Here is a 16,968-nt window from a genome sequence, read left to right as displayed (position 1 = left end):
TCAATGGCCACTGCATCACGATCAGATCCCCGCATTGCAATAAACGGCCGAAAAGAATCCTCCAGTCCTATGGAAGGTGGAGCAACCTTCACACTCAGCCATCGCATCCAGCGTCTTTGCTGGCAAATGACATGGCTTATGCTGGCCGCATGGACACCGTCATTTCTCTGGCGCTGGCGCGGTACAGTCTTGCGGGCATTCGGAGCATCGATCCATAAAACCGCTATTGTGCGCGGCAGCGCGCGCATCTGGTGGCCTGCAAATCTGGTGATGGATGCACATTCATCGCTGGGCCCGGGTGCGCTTTGTTACAATGTGGCACCCGTGACGCTTGCGCCTTATGCGATTGTTTCGCAACGCGCACATCTTTGCACAGCCGGACATAATATCGATCAGCACGACTTCCCATTGACCGCAGCACCCATTGTAATTGGCCCCTGTGCATGGATCGCAGCAGAAGCTTTTGTCGGACCAGGAGTGAGTGTGGGCGAAGGCGCTGTCTTGGGCGCGAGAGCCGTCAGCTTTCGCGACATGGAACCATGGATGGTCTATGTGGGCAACCCGGCAAAGCCAGTGCGCGCCAGACGCAGAACGGCCAGTTAAGCCGGAGCAACGACTTTAAGGCCTCCACGGCCAGAGACTGTTCCAGCTTTTGGTAGCTGCGCCTTTTGATAGGCGTCGATTGTCTGAAGTGCAATGCGCGGCCATGTATAATTCTCACACACAAGGCGGCTTCCCGCAGCGCCCATTTGTGCCGCACGATCACGGTTTTCCAACACTTCGATCAAGCCTGCTGCGACAGACTGAGCGGAAACCGCAGACACAACGCCTGCACCCGCTTGCGCGACCTCCGGGAAATGACAGGCATCGGTGATAACCACCGGCACACCGCAAGCGAGCGCTTCTGTGATGGCAACGCTGAACCCTTCCTGACGACTCGGAAGACAAAAACAGGCGGCATTTTTCAGCGCTGCAATCTTTGCCGGACCATAGAGCCCGCCCACCATGTGCACACGGCTTTCAAGACCGGCTTGTTCGATGCTGTCGCGAAAACCAGCTCCCGCACCGCCATCTGGCCCCGCAACCACAAGATCGATTTCAGGAAACAGCGGGGCAATCTTACGAAAGGCATCCGCCAGAATATCGAGGCCTTTTTTGTAGTGCAGCCGCGACAGAAAAAGTATGAAAGGTCGTTCGGGCAATCCAGCCCGGTTGCCTTCGCCACCCTCGACTTCATTCAAGAAAATTCCGTTGGGAATAATGATGGACGGCGGTTTCAATCCCAGCGGTCGCATCAGCTCGATCTCGTCCTGATTAAGCGCCTGAATAAAGGCTGCGCCGTTAAGCATTTTGCGAAAGCCAAGCTTGAGCGCGAGCTGCTTTTTCCAAGCTTTTTGCTGCATGCTCCACTGATCGAGCATCCCGCAACAACATATGCAATAAGCAACATGATAGCGGCGGCAGAGCATGGCTGCTCGCAACAAGTTGGTCTCCCACACCCCATGCATATGCACAAAATCCGCGTTACGAATAAGTGGGCCAATCGCCCGTGCTGCGCGGCTACCCAGCAGCTTTTCACGAAAATCCGGCATCGGCAGCAAAAACGTTCTGACCTTATCAAAGTCAGGGATTTCTGCTGTTGCTTTACGCGCACGATGATTAACCTCATCGTCGCTGTAACTGACAATCGTCACATCATGTCCGAACGATGCCTGCGCCGCAGCAAGACGCACAACGACCGCCTGCGGCCCACCTTTGGCCGGATCAAAAGACCCAATCACATGAATAATTTTCATGAAGCAGCCCCTGATGAATATTGCGATAAAGCCTCAACCAGCCGCTCGCCATAGCGCGCAACCGTAAAGTCACGTGCACGTTCGCGTGCATTTTCGCTCATTCTTGCAAGCGTGCCGGGACTACCGGTAAATTCGCGCAGAATATGAACGGTCTCATCAACATCGCGAATAGGAACAATGTAGCCATCAATTCCGTGACGCACGACACTGCCGGTATTGTCCGTGCAAATCACCGGAAGACCAGCAGCCAGCGCTTCATAACAAGCGGTGGCCGAACCCTCGCACAAAGAGGGTAGTAAAAACACGTCCGCCCATTCAAATTGTGCACGCATTTCGATGCGCGGGACAGGTCCGGTCAGTTCGACACACTTGCTAAGCTTTTCCTGCGCTTCAGGCTGAATATCTATTGGTCCGACCATCCGAAACTGCGCCCGACCGGCGAGCCTGCGAGCGACCTCACCAACATAGGGCGAACCTTTTCGCAAGCCCACAGCACCTACGGTCAAAACACGCAACGGCCCCGGCACGCGTCGGCTTTCACCGATCTTAAACCGGTCATCGACACCGTAGGGTACAACGACCACTTTTTCGGCGTCACAACCCGCTTCAATGACATGATGCGCGACAAAATCTGACGGGCAGATCACAGCGTCGGCAATCGCCCACTCTGCTTTTTCTCTGGCCGCGAAAGCATCTGCATTTTCATCATCCGCAGCCGATAGCTGCCAGTCTGGATTGAGTATCTCTTCCTCGCAAGCCAGCTGATCGACAACACCACGCGGCGCAATCATTTGTTCGACAGCCGTCCAAAGCCCCTGCTTTTTTGCAGCGCTCAACAATTCATAAGCCTCGCCGCTAAACGCATAGACCCCGCTTGCACCATGAAATCCACGTGCTGCAACCAGTTTACCAAACGTCTCGCCAGCCCAAATTGCATTGGCAGTGGATTTTGGCCCCGTCTGATGCGACAGTCTGCGAACCGCTGAATGAAGGCCGAAGGTCGGAAATGTCGTCATTCTGTCTTGCGGAATATCCTGTGGCGTGCGCCCAACAAGCCTGCGCACCGAGGCAGGCAGCATTGATGAAGGCAAACCATTCAGCAGTCTCGGCCAGCCCTGCTGGGCACAAATATCGGTATAAAAATGCGCGAGCCTTTGATGACTGGCGAAGATGCGCGGTACGGCATAATGCATCCGTGCGCCTAGCTGACTGACAACAAACGAGCCATTCGTCATATTGTTTGTGGCCATCACATTTTCCCCACGTGAGACGGTCTGTCGAGAACGGGCATAGCGCTAAGCTCGCTTTTCTTACCGATGCGTCCGACCGCCGACTGCCAGACGGCAGCCCCTATTTCTTTTGAATAGGCCGTTTCCATGAGATAGCGGGCATTGTTGCCCATGGTATTGCGGTTCAGCTGGGAGTTTTTAAGCAACATCACCGAGCTTATCAGCATCTCGACTTCACCCGGACATAGCGACAAACCGCAATGAAAATCACGCACAACATTCGCTATCTCGCCATCGGGATCACCAATGAAAATTGTAGGGCGAGCGGCGGCGAGAACGCCATAGAATTTGCTTGGTACGATGCAATGTTCAAGCTCAGGCTTAAGCGACACCAAATGCACATCAGCCGCGCCGAGGCTTTCGGAAAGTTGCTCCACCGGCTGAAAAGGCTTCATGACGACATTGTTTAGTCGGCGGCGTTTTATCTCGCGTTCAACATATCCGCGCTGCTGCCCTTCACCGATCATCAGGAAGACAATATCGGGAACGCTCTGAAGTTGCTCTGCCGCATCAAGCAGAGTGGCAAATTCATGTGCACGGCCAAAATTACCCGAATAGCCAATCACGAATTTTTCGCTCAAACCCCATGCTTGGCGCAACGCGTTTTCGTCGGCGCTAACAGGTAAGATTTCGTTCTTATCGGCCCAGTGATGAACCACCGCCAGATTCTCCGACGGAATTCCTTTGTCCTGCAAAAAACTTGCCATGCGCTCAATTGGGCAAATGGTCAGTGCTGCCTGACGCATCGACCAATTGCGCAATGCAACCGCCAGCCTGCCTGATGCGGCCTGATGTTTCATCAGGCCAAGCTCAATAGCTGTTTCGGGAAACAGGTCCATGACCCAGTTTACAAGTCGAGCGCGACGCAGCCGGATGGGCAAAGCGGCAGAAACTGAAAGCAGAGGTGGGTCTGTGCAGACGACACAAATATCGTCTTTTTTCGCATGAGCCGCAAACCATGCGGCAGCAGAAAGGTGGAATGTTGCGTAATCAACCGCGCGCCCGACAAGCTTTCCGCGACCAAAGCCCGATGTCCAGATGCGATGCACATCAATGCCGTCAATCATCTCGCGGGCCGGAAGTGCTTCACGGCCTTTCTCGTGATAGCTGCGGCTGGCAAGAACTGTTGTTTCGATACCTTCGCGCACAAGTTCATGCGCAAGGCTTGTCACCATCCGGCTCGTCGCTGACTGATCGGGATAGAAATACCGGTTTGCAAGCACAACACGCATGATCTTTGGTTCCCCGTAGCTTTGGTTACCAACAGCATGGCGGTACCTGCTCCCACCTCGCAAGAAGCCCAATGGCATAGGGAACACACACAGCGGGCGAGATGCCTACCTCTTTGGGTGAAACAGCGCATGTTCGGCGCTCTCTCATGCTCATCCTAAGTGGAATAAAACGCGCGACGCTTACCGTTTTGAAGCCGTTATGTTGCGCAGCCAAATCGCTATCATGAGGCTATCAAATTATGGTCGGAGGCAAGACCTTGCAGGAAAAGACAGCTCTCATCATTGGCGTGACAGGACAAGACGGCGCCTATCTCAGCGAGCTACTGCTCAACAAAGGCTACCGCGTACACGGGCTCAAACGACGGTCCTCTTCATTCAATACTTCGCGTATTGATCATCTCTATCAAGACCCCCATGATGAGGACATAAGGTTCAAATTGCACTTTGGCGATTTGACCGATGCGACAAATCTTTGCCGGGTTATTCAGGAAGTCCGCCCCGACGAGATTTATAATCTCGGCGCGCAAAGCCATGTTCAGGTGAGTTTTGAAACGCCGGAATATACCGCCAATACGGATGCGCTCGGCACACTTCGGCTGCTTGAATCCATGCGCATTCTGGGTCTTGGTAATACGTGCCGTTTCTATCAGGCCTCAACCTCAGAACTGTTTGGCAACAGTTCGCCGCATGCGCAAAGCGAGCAAACGCCATTTGCGCCTCAAAGCCCTTATGCGACCGCAAAACTATACGCCTACTGGACCACAGTGAATTACCGTCAGGCTTATAATTTCCATGCCTCAAACGGCATTCTGTTCAATCACGAAAGCCCATTGCGCGGCGAAACATTTGTAACGCGCAAGATCACGCGTGCGGTAGCAGCTATTGAGCGCGGCCTGCAAGACAAGCTGCGGCTGGGCAATCTCAATGCCCGGCGCGACTGGGGCCACGCACGCGACTATGTCGAAGGCATGTGGCGCATTTTGCAAGACGATGTGGCCGATGATTATGTACTCGCCACCGGCGAAACCCATACCGTGCGCGAATTTGTCGAACATGCTTTCAAAGCTGTCGACAAACAGATTGAATGGCACCGCGATGGGGTTGATGAAATCGGTCTCGATCGAAAATCCGGCCAGTGTCTGATTGAAATAGACCCGCGTTATTTCCGGCCCAATGAAGTGGATTTCCTTTTGGGCGATGCTTCCAAGGCAAAGAAACGGCTTGGCTGGCAGCACACGACTGGCTTTGAAAACCTTGTCACCGAAATGGTCGATTGGGATATGCGAAACATCATGCGAGAGGCAGGACGCAATGACTTTTACGGCTGATGCAACCCCGCGTTTTGTCTATTCGCTATCCGGTAAGAAAATATTCGTTGCAGGTCATACCGGCATGGTGGGATCAGCGATTATAAGACGGCTTCAATCTGAAGATTGTGACCTCATCACCAGTCCGCATCGTGATCTCGACCTGACACGTCAGAGCGAAACCGAAGCATTTATCGCGCAGCACAAACCCGACGTGATTGTTATTGCGGCTGCCCGCGTCGGTGGCATTCTTGCCAACGCGCAATATCCGGCAGACTTTCTTTACGACAATCTCGCTATCGGCATGAATATTATTCGTGCAGCGCATCTGTCGAACACGGAGCGCCTGCTCTGGCTCGGTTCAAGCTGTATTTATCCACGTGATGCCGCTCAACCGCTTAGTGAACCCGCACTGCTCTCAGGGCCGCTGGAACCCACCAATGAAGCCTATGCCATTGCGAAAATTGCAGCGCTCAAATACGCGCAAGCCTGTTCACGCCAGTATGGCAATCACTTCATGACAGCAATGCCAACAAACCTTTACGGCCCTAATGATAATTTCAATCCTGATACATCGCATGTTTTGCCCGCTTTGATGCGTCGTATTCACGAAGCCAAAATCAACGGCGCTGACCACATTACGCTTTGGGGCAGCGGGAAACCATTGCGCGAATTTCTGCATGTCGATGATCTTGCAGATGCTTGCGTGCATCTGCTGCGTTTCAACGATAGTATCGAACCAATCAATATCGGTTCTGGCGAAGAGATTTCGATCCGTGACCTTGCTTTGACAATAGCCGATGTTGTTGGCTTTGAAGGCTGGCTGGAATATGATCTGAGCAAACCGGATGGTACACCGCGCAAACTTCTCGACACATCAAAAATGCGAGCACTCGGCTGGAAGCCCAACATTCGTCTTAAAGACGGGATTACAGAGGTTTACAGTGCCTGGGCCAACGAAAATTCTAACTCTGAGGCCGCTTAAAAGCCAAATTTCCTTTACCAAAAGGCGCTTCATTACGTGAAGCGCCTTTTGGTAAAGTCGAATTAAAATCATATATTTATGACGGTGATCCGGTCAACTTACTCATATCCAGCTCAACACGCAGAATATCACCGGGCTTAATTTCGGTGCGTTCGTTGGCGACAATCTCCTCAAACGTTCCTTTGACATTGCGACTGATGGTAAAAACCAGCTTTTGACGCATATCGGACGATGAAATATTGCCTGAAGACTTGGCAATTTCTGCCATAGTCTGAAGCTGCGCATTGGCGCGCAGTTCCATACGCCCGATATTGAGGTCCAATTCCTGCAAGCTCGTCGCTGCTTCGCTTTTGCGCACTTCTTCCAGATTGGCGATACGCTGTTGAACGGCCAATTGGTTTTGCCTTGCGCGCGCCAGAAACGATGCCAGTTCCAATGCATCACGGCGGGTTGCAGAAAGATCGCGTTCCATATCACGAAGATTGGATTTTGCAGCCAAACCTCGATCCACCAGTGACTTACTTGAATCAACATTTTCTTGCAGCAACTGGATTTCGGCATCATGGAGCTTCATGCTCTGCTGAAGTGTTTGAATTTCATCCCCGTAACTGGCCGCTTGTGCTTCCAATGCCTGCCGTTCTGCAGCCAGATTATTACGACGAACATTGAACAGCGTCTTTTCACCTTCAAGCATATGCTGGCTTAGGGCATTGGCCTGTTTGTTCGCGGCGGGCTGATCCGGCAGGTCATATTTAAACTCCGTGCCGTTCAGCTCTGCCTGCAACCGGACACGCCGAATATTGGTCGTCGTGATCTGCATTTGCAGATCAGCATATTCCTGTTGAGCCGTAATCAGCTGCATTCCTGCAGTCACAGCCGGCGCCTCGCCTTTGCCAGCACCTCCGCCTAATGCCATCAGTTGCAGCGCAACCATTCCCGGACGAAACTCGTATTTCCCGGGCGCTTTGACATCACCAACGATGAAAACCGGCGCATATTGATTGATTGCTGCCGTAACTGTCAGTCCCGGAATATGCTGGGAAAGTGAGGCTGCGATCTTTTCGCTGATCTGCGGCGTCGTGAGACCGCTGACATTGATGTTTCCAACCACCGGGTAGCCAATATTGCCGTCCACATCGACCGGATAAAGCCCTGTCAAAGAAGGCTGACCGTAAACCGTGACCTGCAAAACATCGTTCGGACTGATGCGATAGGCCTGAGCTTGAGCCGGTACTTGTTCTTGTGCAAAGGCTCCATGGCTTAAACCAAGAATAATGAAGCCCGACAGCATCGCCGTCCTGAAGCGCGACATCAAACGAGAGTGTTTCTCTAACATTTTGCCCCCTCAAACCTGATCTTCTGCATTGTTGGCGGGCTGATGACGCCGGTTCATCGCAGCACGCAGGCGTGCACTGCTCCGTCTGGCCATGGGCCAGCAATAGGCCAAAGCGATATTAAGCCAGCTACGATAAGAGGTTGAAAACTGATTGACGACAGCGAGCGCCGGTTTGCGTCCCATTAAAGCCATCGTCTGGATAAGCGCATGGTTTGCATAATGGTCTTTCTGATCGGGCTGCACGACCAGAAGGGTCGTGTCAGTCGCACGCGACAGCAGAACGGTGCGCTTGTCTTCCATAGCTGCTGGCAGATCAACGAGAATGATTTTATGATCGACGCGAAGCTGAACAATCAGATCCAAAAGCCACTCACCTTCCTGACGCTGATCACCCGGTGTTATAATATCGATACCCGAACCATGATCATGGATAAGTGTCGCGCCAGAAAGCTGACGGTCAGGCAGCGCAAAGCCATCCTCATTCACCGGCAATCCAAAAGCTTCTGATAATCTCGAATGGCGGTTGGTCGCGTCGATGACAGCGACTGCAACCCCCGAAGCTGCAAACTGTTGCGCAAGCGCTGTAATCAGCAGAGTTTTTCCCTCATTTTCCGTCAGCGACACCACCGAAAGGGCAAGTGAATCGCGGCCGCGCGTGAGTACCCGCAGACGATCATAAACCGACTTGATTGCGCGTCCAAAAGGACTGGTTGGATCAAGCCCACGATTAACAAGCAGCGGTACAGTCAGGTGACTAGATAGCGGGAGCAATGTTGCCGCCGGAATTCCCGGCAGTGCAAAGGAAGCGGTTTGTGCCGGGCGGATTTTGTCGAAAGTTTCTCTCAGGACAGTGCCTAAAAGTGAAACCATGGCACCCAACCCCAAACCAAGCAACAGCCAGTTTGCGAGATTTGGACTGGCTTTCGCCGTCGCAGGTTCTGCGGCCGAAATCATTTGTGCTTCGGCCACAGCGATGCCGTCCTGCTCAATCAGCTGCTTGTAGCGCGTGAGATAGCTTTCATAAACCGTACGGCTGGCGTTGGCTTCACGGTCAAGCTGTACAGCACTTACCTGTGCCTGATTGGCTTCACCCAATTCAGCCTCAGCACTTTTCAGCGCAGCTTCAAGACCTGTGCGCCGTTGCAAAGCAATCTGAATTTCATTGCTGAGACTTTTGATGATTTCATCAACCTGTGCGGTGATCTGCTGCTTAAGCGCCTCGCTTTCGGCCATGAGAACAGGAATTTCGGCGCTTTTCAAAGCACCATTTGATCGTAACTCATCAAGTTGACGCTCAACGCGTGCCTGCTCGTTTTTCAGCGATTGTATGGCAGGCGAAGCCAGAACTTCCGTCAAAGCTGGTGCTTCATTGTTGGCTTTTAGCTGCTCAGCAGTGCGCAACCGCGCTTCTGCAAGTGACACTGCGCCCGTTGCGGCAACGATTTCCGTGTTCAGTGCTGCAACACGTTGCGCCTGAAAACTGACCTGCCCTGGATCACCAGCGAGGCGTGATTTCTGCCGGAAATCTTCGGCGGCTCGTTCAGCATCTTCAAGATTCTTGCGCAGGGTAACAAGCTTTTCGCCAAGCCACTCGCTGACACGGCGGGCCGCCGATTGCTGCACGTCAATCTGATGATCCAGATAGGCCGTCACAAACGCATTGGCAACTTTTGCCGCATAAACCGGATCGGAAGCACGATAAGAAATGAATATTGTATAGGACCGACCATCATTATTTACGCGAAGACGCGAAAGCAAAAGATCGATGCGCTGCCGTTCGCGCGCTTCAGCGTCGACACCACGATCGCCACGTTGCTGCTCGGCTGTATCGGATGCCGATGACAGAACGGTACGCGACCGGAATTCGGTCGGAACAAAAATATTCTCGGCCTGCAAAATATCGATAACCTTGCGGGCCATCATACGCGAACTGATGATATCAAGTTCGGAACGCAGAACCGGGCTGTCCTGAGGCAAAGGCGTAATAGCACTCTCATTGGGAAGCGCCTGAACGCGGCGCATATCCAGCACAAGCACAGATTCCGAAACATAACTGACGGGCGCGGTAAGATAACCCGCAAAACCAATGCAAACTCCTGCAACCACTGGCACAATCAGCAGCATCCGTCTTCGCCTGATCGTTTCGAGCAGATCAGCCAGCGGCTGCCGCGCGTTTGCTGATGAAACGTCGGAGATAATCACTGAAAGTCTCCTTCAGAGCACATCCCGAAACGTGTGACACGACTTTCGATATAGATGTGCGTTAGACAAGGATTTGGAACGTCGATCTCACCATGCAGACCAAAACGCGCGCTCAAGCATTTTCAGAGACAGGATCGTTGTGTGGCCGTCTTACTGAATGTCGGAAAAGGACGTTTCCGAAGGGAACAACTCATTGATAATACAAGCGACTTCTGTTCGGTTGGACGCCTTGAGCTTTTTCATAATGTTGCGGATATGAACCTTTACAGTGCTTTCACGCAGCTTCAGTTCATAAGCAATGATCTTGTTGGCTTTACCGCGACGCAACGCATTAACCACTTCCGCCTGACGCTGGGTGAACATGCCCCCCAAGGGCTGAAGCCTGTGCGAATTGGGATCAGTGGCATGACGCAGAGCCAGCACACTGCTTGCAGGAACAAATGTTCCACCCGCCATGGCAAGGCGTAACGCTTCCACACACACATTCACATTAACCGATGTCGGGATATAGCCCTTGACACCGTAATCGAGTGCTTTGAGCACCTGCGAAATGTCTTCTTTATCTGCAAGGATAATAACTGGAGCCGGTGCACAGTCACTGACGATGCGGTTGAGATAGTTTCCCACAGCCGGGTCGGAAACCTTTTGTCCGCCGATATTGAACAGGACCGCGCCAACGGTTCGGCCGCGACGCTGATGTTGCCATTGTTCAAAAGAACTGAAGGTTGCAATAGACATCTCAACACTGTGATTTGTCAGCCCATGCGCCAGACATTCACGATCCAACGCACGATTATCGATGATAACAAGTAATGGTAACAGACTGTCGAAAGAATCCTCTGATTTGAAAGGTGCATCTTTCGGCATAACGTGACTATTATTTTTTATTTCACTTGTTCTGCTGTTAAAATGCGGAGAAACATTCATTTTTTCGCCCTCGAAACCGATTTATGCGCATGATTCATTGCCTTCAATTTTCGACAAATGAAGCGCGGCGGCTGCCTGTTTTCTATTTTTTCTGAGATATATTGATAACCCCGTAATCAATTCTTGTTTTTGCTTTTATTGATTAAAAGATTGCCCGAATTTTAGTGCAGTGTCATTAACCTAGATTAGGCAGTTATGTGAAATATGGTTTAGTAAAATACGAGAAACATACGCAATTAGTGGTAGAATTTACTACCTTGCCAAAATATCCACGCTCACTGACACTTATTAAGCGTGCAGACTTCTCCAAAACTTCAAAAAAATGAAGCGCCACAGAATCAGTCTCCAAATGCTGTTCAAGCAGCGGCAGGGTAAGTGCCCATGATGGTTAATACTGACGATTCAAAAACGCTGCGCCACTTTCTGGAAAGCCCACCTATCCGTGCGGCCTTTGAGGAAAGCGACTACGCGATTCTCGGTGCACTTCCAGTTTCCGTAAAAACCTATGCTCCCCATAGTGTCGTCAGCAGTCAGGGCGACTGGGCAAACTCACTCCATATCGTTAAAGCGGGGTGGGGCTGTATCTATCGTGATTTGGTCGATGGCGATCGTCAAATCCTAGACTTCCCAATGAAAGGCGATTTTCTTGGCTTCCGGACTGGGATCGGATTTAATTATTATACTTTTCTATCCGTGACAGAACTCTCCGTCTTCGAGCTTTCTCTTGATCACCTGACCGAGTGTTTGGTGAAATCGCCGCGACTTGCAATGACCTTTATCGAACTTATGTCGCGACAACGCGCTATTCTTGTCGAACATGTCATCAGCATTGGGCGACGCAGTGCGCTTGTTCGGGTCGCACATCTGTTACTGGAACTTGGCCATCGTGCGCGTTTAAACGGCACCGGCAATGACGTATCTTTTTACTGCCCCCTCACCCAAACGGAATTGGGTGACGCATTGGGGCTAACATCTATTCATATCAATAGAATGCTACGCGAATTACGCAGCAATCAGCTGCTTAGCTTCCGTAACAATGTGGTCGAGTTTTTAAACAAGCCAGTTCTTACTCAAGTTGCAAGCTTTGACGAAGACTATCTGAGTATGGAAATTTTCCAGCGTTTTCATATGAACAGCCCGCCACATTGGTAAAAATAGTGGGATATTTTAGCGTCGAAAGAACGCCACGAATGTATGACAATAATAGTCAGTCGACCAGAGCGGGCGACTGGCTATGCTCGTCGCTGCGACGAAGCTCGGATAACATCTGACCGTGGTTGATTAAACTACGCAGATCGCAATCAAGACAAGCAAGCCGCCCATCGCTCGTCTCAATGCTCAAGTCAGCAATGGTGAAGTCGTCAAAGGCCGCCACAAAAGAGCGCATTGCAGCTTGCAGCAACATTCCGAAAGCCGAATTGGAACCAGCTTGCTCTGATGCCTGCGCATGATCCTCAAAACCGGGCTGTACCAATCGCAACACCGTGCCAACATTGATTGTATGTGCTGGGCGGGCCAAACGAATGCCGCCTCCGCGCCCTCGTGTTCCAACCAAAAAGCCGTGATGAATCAAGTCCGACACGATCTGCGCTGCGTGATCTTTTGTCGTTCCGGTCGCTTCTGCTGCATCGCGGGTTGTCACCGCATTATCGCCAGCGGCTCTTGCACAAAGCACAAGGAGTTCAATCGAAAGCTCAGCTTGTCTGGTAAATCGCATTGCAACAATCTTTACTTTATATCGTCGTTGATCTCAAAGCTCTGCGCGCCCCGGAGCCGCATCACCGATAAAGAAAACCATTCGCAACCAATGCCGACAGAGTGAATCCTGGATTATGCCTCTGGTTTCCTGAAATGGATACGCCCATCCATCATCGCCGCAGCAGGGTCAGATCAGATCGCGGAAGCCTTCGCGCACCAAGGCATGAACGCGGCGAAAGGCAGCTTCTGCACCGGCAACAACGCGTTCTTCTTCGGCATGAGTGAGGTCAATTGAATCAAGCGCTGCTGTGAAACTGCGCCAATGAAGGCCACGACCTTCTGGCGCTCCAGCGAGATGTCGGGCTCCAAATTCTTCAGAAAGGTCGAGCTTCAGTGCTTCCTTGAGCAAAAACGCTGCCCCAAGGTTTGAACCTTCGGCAACATAGAGCCAACCAAGAGCCGTTGGCAGATCGACTTCACTGGCCTCGGAGAAAGCAGGCTCACCATCATCAGCAGGCAAATTAAACCCAAGATCGCGCAAGTCCTGAGCAACCAGTTCAAAACGGCGGCGCCCCTTCAAATCTGGAAGCACTGCGTCGAGCTGCAAATCATCATAAAGCGCGTCAATATCGCGGTGAAACTGGTATTGCACTTTTACAAACAGGGAATAGCGTTCACGGCTTGCAAAAGGATCACAGGCCATGATGCTCTGATCGAGACGCTCGTGAGTGCCAGTTGTGCGCGCCTTCAAGCGCTTGGAACGTGAAAGCACAATTGGCTTCTCTAATGTCGTAACGTCAGTCATATTTAGTCATTCCTGTTCTCGGCAAGATTTGCAGGCTATTATGAGCCGACAACGCATCTCTAATTAGTAAGACGTTTGGGAGCAGCTTTTTTTGCATAATCAAAGCAAAAAAAATCACTTTTTGACAAAATGTCGCACCTTCAGGTTAAATCCAATGATACTAAAGTGTCGGAGGTGCGCGGCTTTAAATCCAGAACGACGGTGTTTTTGGTCTCGAACTAATCCAATGCGCCGTCATAGAACCGCATTTTGGCTGGCATATTTTCCCTGTTGAAAATCCGCCGCCGAAACCGGATAGCCGAACAGCCACCCTTGTCCAACAGCGTCTGAATGCAGCTTGAGCACATAGGCCGATTGTTCAGGCTTTTCTATTCCTTCGACGACCAGTTTCAAGTCCAGACGCCGTGCAATATTGCAGATATTCTCAACAATCTCGGCGCTGACCGCCTCGGTTCCAATGGCCTGTGTAAACATCCTATCCACTTTGATACCGTCGATAGGCAACTTTGCCAGATAAGCCAGGTTGGAATAACCCGTGCCAAAATCATCAATGAAGAACTTATAATCAAGCCGGTTAAACGACGTCATTCCCTCGATGAGATGATTGTGGTGGGCTGTTGAGCGTTCCGTTATTTCCAATATGATTTGCTGCGCCGACAGATCATGGCGCTTCACCTCCTCATCAAGAAAATTACGCAATGACATATCCAACACATCTTCGGCAGATACATTGATACTGAGATAAAAATCCTCGTTTGCTTTGAGGACAGACACCATCTCATTGAGCGCATTTCGTATAACCAGGCGCGTTACATCGCCAATAATGCCCATCTCCTCTGCAACTGGAATAAACACCTCTGGAGAGATCGGATTTTTGAGATCGTCATATAAACGAGCAAGCACCTCAGCGCCCACGATTTTCTCGTCGCGCAATCGAACAAGAGGCTGATAGACGACATTAAACCGCTCAAGGGCGATTGATCGTTTGATCTGTTGTGGCAATGATGAATGTCCGCGCCGCCAGCGCACCGCAGCGATACCAAGCACGCCACCGACCACTGCACCCAGGCCCCCGATCGTCAACAACACGCCAATCGGTTGCTGCAACATGCTCACGCCAGACCGCCCGACAATAACGCATATATCGACAGCATCAGAACAACTGGATACAAGCCGACGCGAACGCAAATCGTACCAAGCCAGTTTGTTGGGTTTAAAGGTCTGCAAGATACTTGCATCGCCAAATGAGCGATAGATATGCTGGCCATCATGGCTGATGACATAGGCACTCAAATTATCTTTCAGCCGCTCGGAGTTCTCAAAGGCAAATGGCGATGTGAAGGTGATGGAAGATCCCTTCGCAAGCATGTCAACGCCATTGGAATGTTGGCCGATATTTGTAGCATTCACCCATAGTTGATGCCCATCCTTCACAACTTTATCAGAAGGCGGCAAAGGTTCAGGTTGCAAAAGCCGCCCCCACAAAGCGGTACATAACAAGTGATTGTCTTGTACACGCCCGACATCACTCATAAAATGGGAGTTAAACGCAATGCGCCGCATTGCTGTTAAATCGTCATCAGAGCATATTTTGCTATTATGATTATTGAGGGCGGACAGTGTATTCTTACCGTCATTAGCAACGTCGATTGCATGCGAGAGAAGAGTATCGCGATATTCGCTTAGCTGGGCATAGGAAAGGCGAACCAATTCAAGCTGCCCCAAGAAAATGGAAAACAACGCACCCATAATGACAGCCAGCGTAATAAACAGCCTGTTATTGCCATTACGAATGCTTAACATTAGAGCTAATTCCCTCGAGTTTAGGCTTACATCTCTTACATATACAATTATCCAAATATTTAACCGGCGTCCCTAGTATTTTACATATTTATAAAAATATTTATTAGCGCTAACGTCATAGTAATTTTAGCGAAATAATTCATCACATAAAGCAACCCGTTCACCAGCGTTACGAAGCGGAAATAATGAATTTCTCGCGGCTAACATCTGCTCGCAACACCGTTTGAAATCATCATGAAGCGCTCTAAATTTTTGTTTAGCGCGCATCTGGGGGCGAAAGCCGTTCCATACTTTTCGGGATACGCCCTATTCCCGCGATAAAGGCAGCTTGCTCCCAGCAAGATGCCGCTCGGTCAGTGCCCGTTCCTCAACAATCGAATAACGAAACCGGAATAGTTTGGCGGGACGCCCACCAGTTTCACTATCGCTTTCGCCCGTTTCCTCAACCAAGTCCTGTTGCTCAATCAAACGACGAAAGTTCTGCTTGTGAAGACGTAAACCAGCCAGCGCTTCAACAGTTCTTTGAAGTTGCAAGAGTGTAAAATTATCGGGCATTAATTCAAAAACAACAGGCCTATATTTGATTTTGGCACGCAACCGCGCAATGGCCGTCGCCAGAATACGACGGTGATCGGCAAACATATGCTGCCCATTTTGAGCACTCGCGATACCGGCCTCGCTTACGAGCCCAGCCTCATAAAGAAGCTCATAGCGCTGAAGCACAAGATCTTCATTCCAGCGCTCGCCATTAAGCCCAAACGAAAATGCTACACGCCTTAGCCGCTGCGATACAGCATCCGCAGATTTGGCTGTATGCGCCCATGCCGTGAGACGATCACTCAATTGATGGACGCCATCTGGCACGCCCTGCCTGTGATCTTCCCATGGCAAATAATCGTACCAGCCGCGCCAGCTCGCCTGATGCGAGGCAACATCGACCTCCCGCACAAGCCCAAGATAGCTGATTGATATTATGCGCTCTCCCTGTCTATGCCGATCACGATCAGCAAATGTATAGAGCTGTTCAAGATAACCAACAGGATGGGCCGTTTCGGCCTGCACCCAGGCGCGCAATCCGGATTGGAGAGACCTATGCTCCGATTCAAACGGGCCGGAAGGGAGAGCAATGCCTTGCCGAACAGTCATAATACGAGGCTGTTCGCCAGTAACTGCACAAAGTGCTGCAATCAATTCCGTATGAGCAAAATCATCAGTCAATCAAGCGCTGCTTTCGTCAAAACACTCTTATGTATAATCTCCCAAACAATAAGGTATAGTTTTTCAATACGCTACCGCAGATAGCCAATCGAAACGCGGTTTTCGCTGAACCAGTGGCCAAAACTGATGGTCATGGTGTCACATCAAACCCAAACCATTTCATCGATAGTCGTTTGATTGTGCCATCAGTTTTCGCGGCATCAATCCCGCCCATCATCAAATCCTTCAGGCCGCGCAAAACATACGGATGTCGATACTCTTGTGTTTCGATAGAAGGTCGTGTCGCAACACGTGTTTGTTCACTGAAAACCGAGGCCATAAACCCAGTAAAAACCAAAACGCCGCCCAAAGGGCGGCGCTTCAAACAAAA

At 51.0% G+C, this 16,968-nt stretch carries 15 protein-coding genes; 4 read left to right on the top strand and 11 right to left on the bottom strand.

The genetic code is table 11. The features are described 5' to 3' along the window. Window positions 1–3: 3 nt before the first annotated feature. The gene (locus tag WH356_RS18365) at window positions 4–603 is read left to right on the top strand and encodes a putative colanic acid biosynthesis acetyltransferase (protein WP_339513381.1); all 600 of its coding nucleotides are present in this window, start codon (window positions 4–6) and stop codon (window positions 601–603) included. On the opposite strand, the gene WH356_RS18360 is transcribed toward WH356_RS18365, so the two are convergent. From WH356_RS18360 to WH356_RS18350, 3 genes are read right to left on the bottom strand one after another with little or no spacing between them, the layout of a single operon-like run. Continuing rightward, window positions 600–1,796: a glycosyltransferase gene (locus WH356_RS18360; protein WP_339513380.1), complete on the bottom strand. Its 1,197-nt coding sequence runs from the start codon at window positions 1,794–1,796 to the stop codon at window positions 600–602. The two genes, WH356_RS18365 and WH356_RS18360, sit on opposite strands and share 4 nt — an antisense overlap. After that, window positions 1,793–3,031 (bottom strand): glycosyltransferase family 4 protein, encoded by a 1,239-nt coding sequence (locus tag WH356_RS18355; protein WP_339513466.1) that lies wholly within the window; start codon window positions 3,029–3,031, stop codon window positions 1,793–1,795. Before WH356_RS18355 ends, WH356_RS18360 begins: the two co-directional genes overlap by 4 nt. A gap of 14 nt (window positions 3,032–3,045) precedes the next feature. Then, on the bottom strand, window positions 3,046–4,317 hold the full coding sequence (locus WH356_RS18350) for a glycosyltransferase family 4 protein (protein WP_339513379.1): 1,272 nt from the start codon (window positions 4,315–4,317) through the stop codon (window positions 3,046–3,048). Between the two features lie 257 nt (window positions 4,318–4,574). Between WH356_RS18350 and gmd the strand changes: the two genes are divergently transcribed. Continuing rightward, the gene (gmd, locus tag WH356_RS18345; RefSeq protein WP_339513464.1) at window positions 4,575–5,645 is read left to right on the top strand and encodes a GDP-mannose 4,6-dehydratase; all 1,071 of its coding nucleotides are present in this window, start codon (window positions 4,575–4,577) and stop codon (window positions 5,643–5,645) included. Next, window positions 5,629–6,609 carry a GDP-L-fucose synthase family protein gene (locus tag WH356_RS18340; RefSeq protein ID WP_339513378.1) on the top strand — a complete coding sequence of 327 codons (981 nt, stop codon included), beginning with the start codon at window positions 5,629–5,631 and terminating at the stop codon, window positions 6,607–6,609. Before gmd ends, WH356_RS18340 begins: the two co-directional genes overlap by 17 nt. A gap of 76 nt (window positions 6,610–6,685) precedes the next feature. On the opposite strand, the gene WH356_RS18335 is transcribed toward WH356_RS18340, so the two are convergent. From WH356_RS18335 to WH356_RS18325, 3 genes are all read right to left on the bottom strand, one after another. Beyond that, window positions 6,686–7,945: a polysaccharide biosynthesis/export family protein gene (locus tag WH356_RS18335; protein WP_339513377.1), complete on the bottom strand. Its 1,260-nt coding sequence runs from the start codon at window positions 7,943–7,945 to the stop codon at window positions 6,686–6,688. Between the two features lie 9 nt (window positions 7,946–7,954). After that, complete coding sequence (locus WH356_RS18330) at window positions 7,955–10,147, bottom strand: GumC family protein (RefSeq protein WP_339513376.1); 2,193 nt, start codon at window positions 10,145–10,147, stop codon at window positions 7,955–7,957. A 150-nt stretch (window positions 10,148–10,297) separates the two neighbouring features. Further along, window positions 10,298–11,014, bottom strand: coding sequence for a response regulator transcription factor (locus WH356_RS18325; RefSeq protein WP_339513375.1), 717 nt, complete (start codon window positions 11,012–11,014; stop codon window positions 10,298–10,300). Between the two features lie 441 nt (window positions 11,015–11,455). Between WH356_RS18325 and WH356_RS18320 the strand changes: the two genes are divergently transcribed. Continuing rightward, entirely contained in the window at window positions 11,456–12,226 is a 771-nt protein-coding gene (locus tag WH356_RS18320) for a Crp/Fnr family transcriptional regulator (RefSeq protein WP_339513374.1), read from the top strand. Window positions 12,227–12,281: 55 nt separating this feature from the next. On the opposite strand, the gene WH356_RS18315 is transcribed toward WH356_RS18320, so the two are convergent. The 5 genes from WH356_RS18315 to WH356_RS18295 form a co-directional block, all read right to left on the bottom strand. Continuing rightward, the gene (locus tag WH356_RS18315) at window positions 12,282–12,791 is read right to left on the bottom strand and encodes an Rrf2 family transcriptional regulator (protein ID WP_339513373.1); all 510 of its coding nucleotides are present in this window, start codon (window positions 12,789–12,791) and stop codon (window positions 12,282–12,284) included. Between the two features lie 168 nt (window positions 12,792–12,959). Beyond that, window positions 12,960–13,577, bottom strand: coding sequence for a biliverdin-producing heme oxygenase (locus WH356_RS18310; protein ID WP_339513372.1), 618 nt, complete (start codon window positions 13,575–13,577; stop codon window positions 12,960–12,962). 234 nt (window positions 13,578–13,811) lie between these two features. Further along, a complete protein-coding gene (locus WH356_RS18305; RefSeq protein WP_339513371.1) occupies window positions 13,812–15,326 on the bottom strand; it encodes an EAL domain-containing protein in 1,515 nt (504 codons plus the stop codon). Window positions 15,327–15,686: 360 nt separating this feature from the next. After that, window positions 15,687–16,598, bottom strand: coding sequence for an NUDIX hydrolase (locus WH356_RS18300; protein WP_339513370.1), 912 nt, complete (start codon window positions 16,596–16,598; stop codon window positions 15,687–15,689). A 130-nt stretch (window positions 16,599–16,728) separates the two neighbouring features. Next, window positions 16,729–16,947: a hypothetical protein gene (locus WH356_RS18295; protein ID WP_339513476.1), complete on the bottom strand. Its 219-nt coding sequence runs from the start codon at window positions 16,945–16,947 to the stop codon at window positions 16,729–16,731. Window positions 16,948–16,968: the final 21 nt, after the last annotated feature.

The organism is Ochrobactrum sp. MYb379 (assembly GCF_037479515.1).
In the GTDB taxonomy this organism is placed as follows: Bacteria; Pseudomonadota; Alphaproteobacteria; order Rhizobiales; family Rhizobiaceae; genus Brucella.
Note: the sequence above shows the minus strand (reverse complement) of the source record. Positions and strands in the feature narration are given on the sequence as shown.

Bases quoted from the DNA above. Each gene is read 5' to 3' on its own strand.
- WH356_RS18360 (WP_339513380.1), bottom strand. From the start codon at position 1,796: ATGAAAATTATTCATGTGATTGGGTCTTTTGATCCGGCCAAAGGTGGG.
- WH356_RS18365 (WP_339513381.1), top strand. From the start codon at position 4: ATGGCCACTGCATCACGATCAGATCCCCGCATTGCAATAAACGGCCGA.
- WH356_RS18340 (WP_339513378.1), top strand. From the start codon at position 5,629: ATGACTTTTACGGCTGATGCAACCCCGCGTTTTGTCTATTCGCTATCC.
- WH356_RS18350 (WP_339513379.1), bottom strand. From the start codon at position 4,317: ATGCGTGTTGTGCTTGCAAACCGGTATTTCTATCCCGATCAGTCAGCG.
- WH356_RS18305 (WP_339513371.1), bottom strand. From the start codon at position 15,326: ATGGGTGCGTTGTTTTCCATTTTCTTGGGGCAGCTTGAATTGGTTCGC.
- WH356_RS18320 (WP_339513374.1), top strand. From the start codon at position 11,456: ATGATGGTTAATACTGACGATTCAAAAACGCTGCGCCACTTTCTGGAA.
- WH356_RS18315 (WP_339513373.1), bottom strand. From the start codon at position 12,791: ATGCGATTTACCAGACAAGCTGAGCTTTCGATTGAACTCCTTGTGCTT.
- WH356_RS18310 (WP_339513372.1), bottom strand. From the start codon at position 13,577: ATGACTGACGTTACGACATTAGAGAAGCCAATTGTGCTTTCACGTTCC.
- WH356_RS18335 (WP_339513377.1), bottom strand. From the start codon at position 7,945: ATGTTAGAGAAACACTCTCGTTTGATGTCGCGCTTCAGGACGGCGATG.
- WH356_RS18355 (WP_339513466.1), bottom strand. From the start codon at position 3,031: ATGACGAATGGCTCGTTTGTTGTCAGTCAGCTAGGCGCACGGATGCAT.
- WH356_RS18325 (WP_339513375.1), bottom strand. From the start codon at position 11,014: ATGCCGAAAGATGCACCTTTCAAATCAGAGGATTCTTTCGACAGTCTG.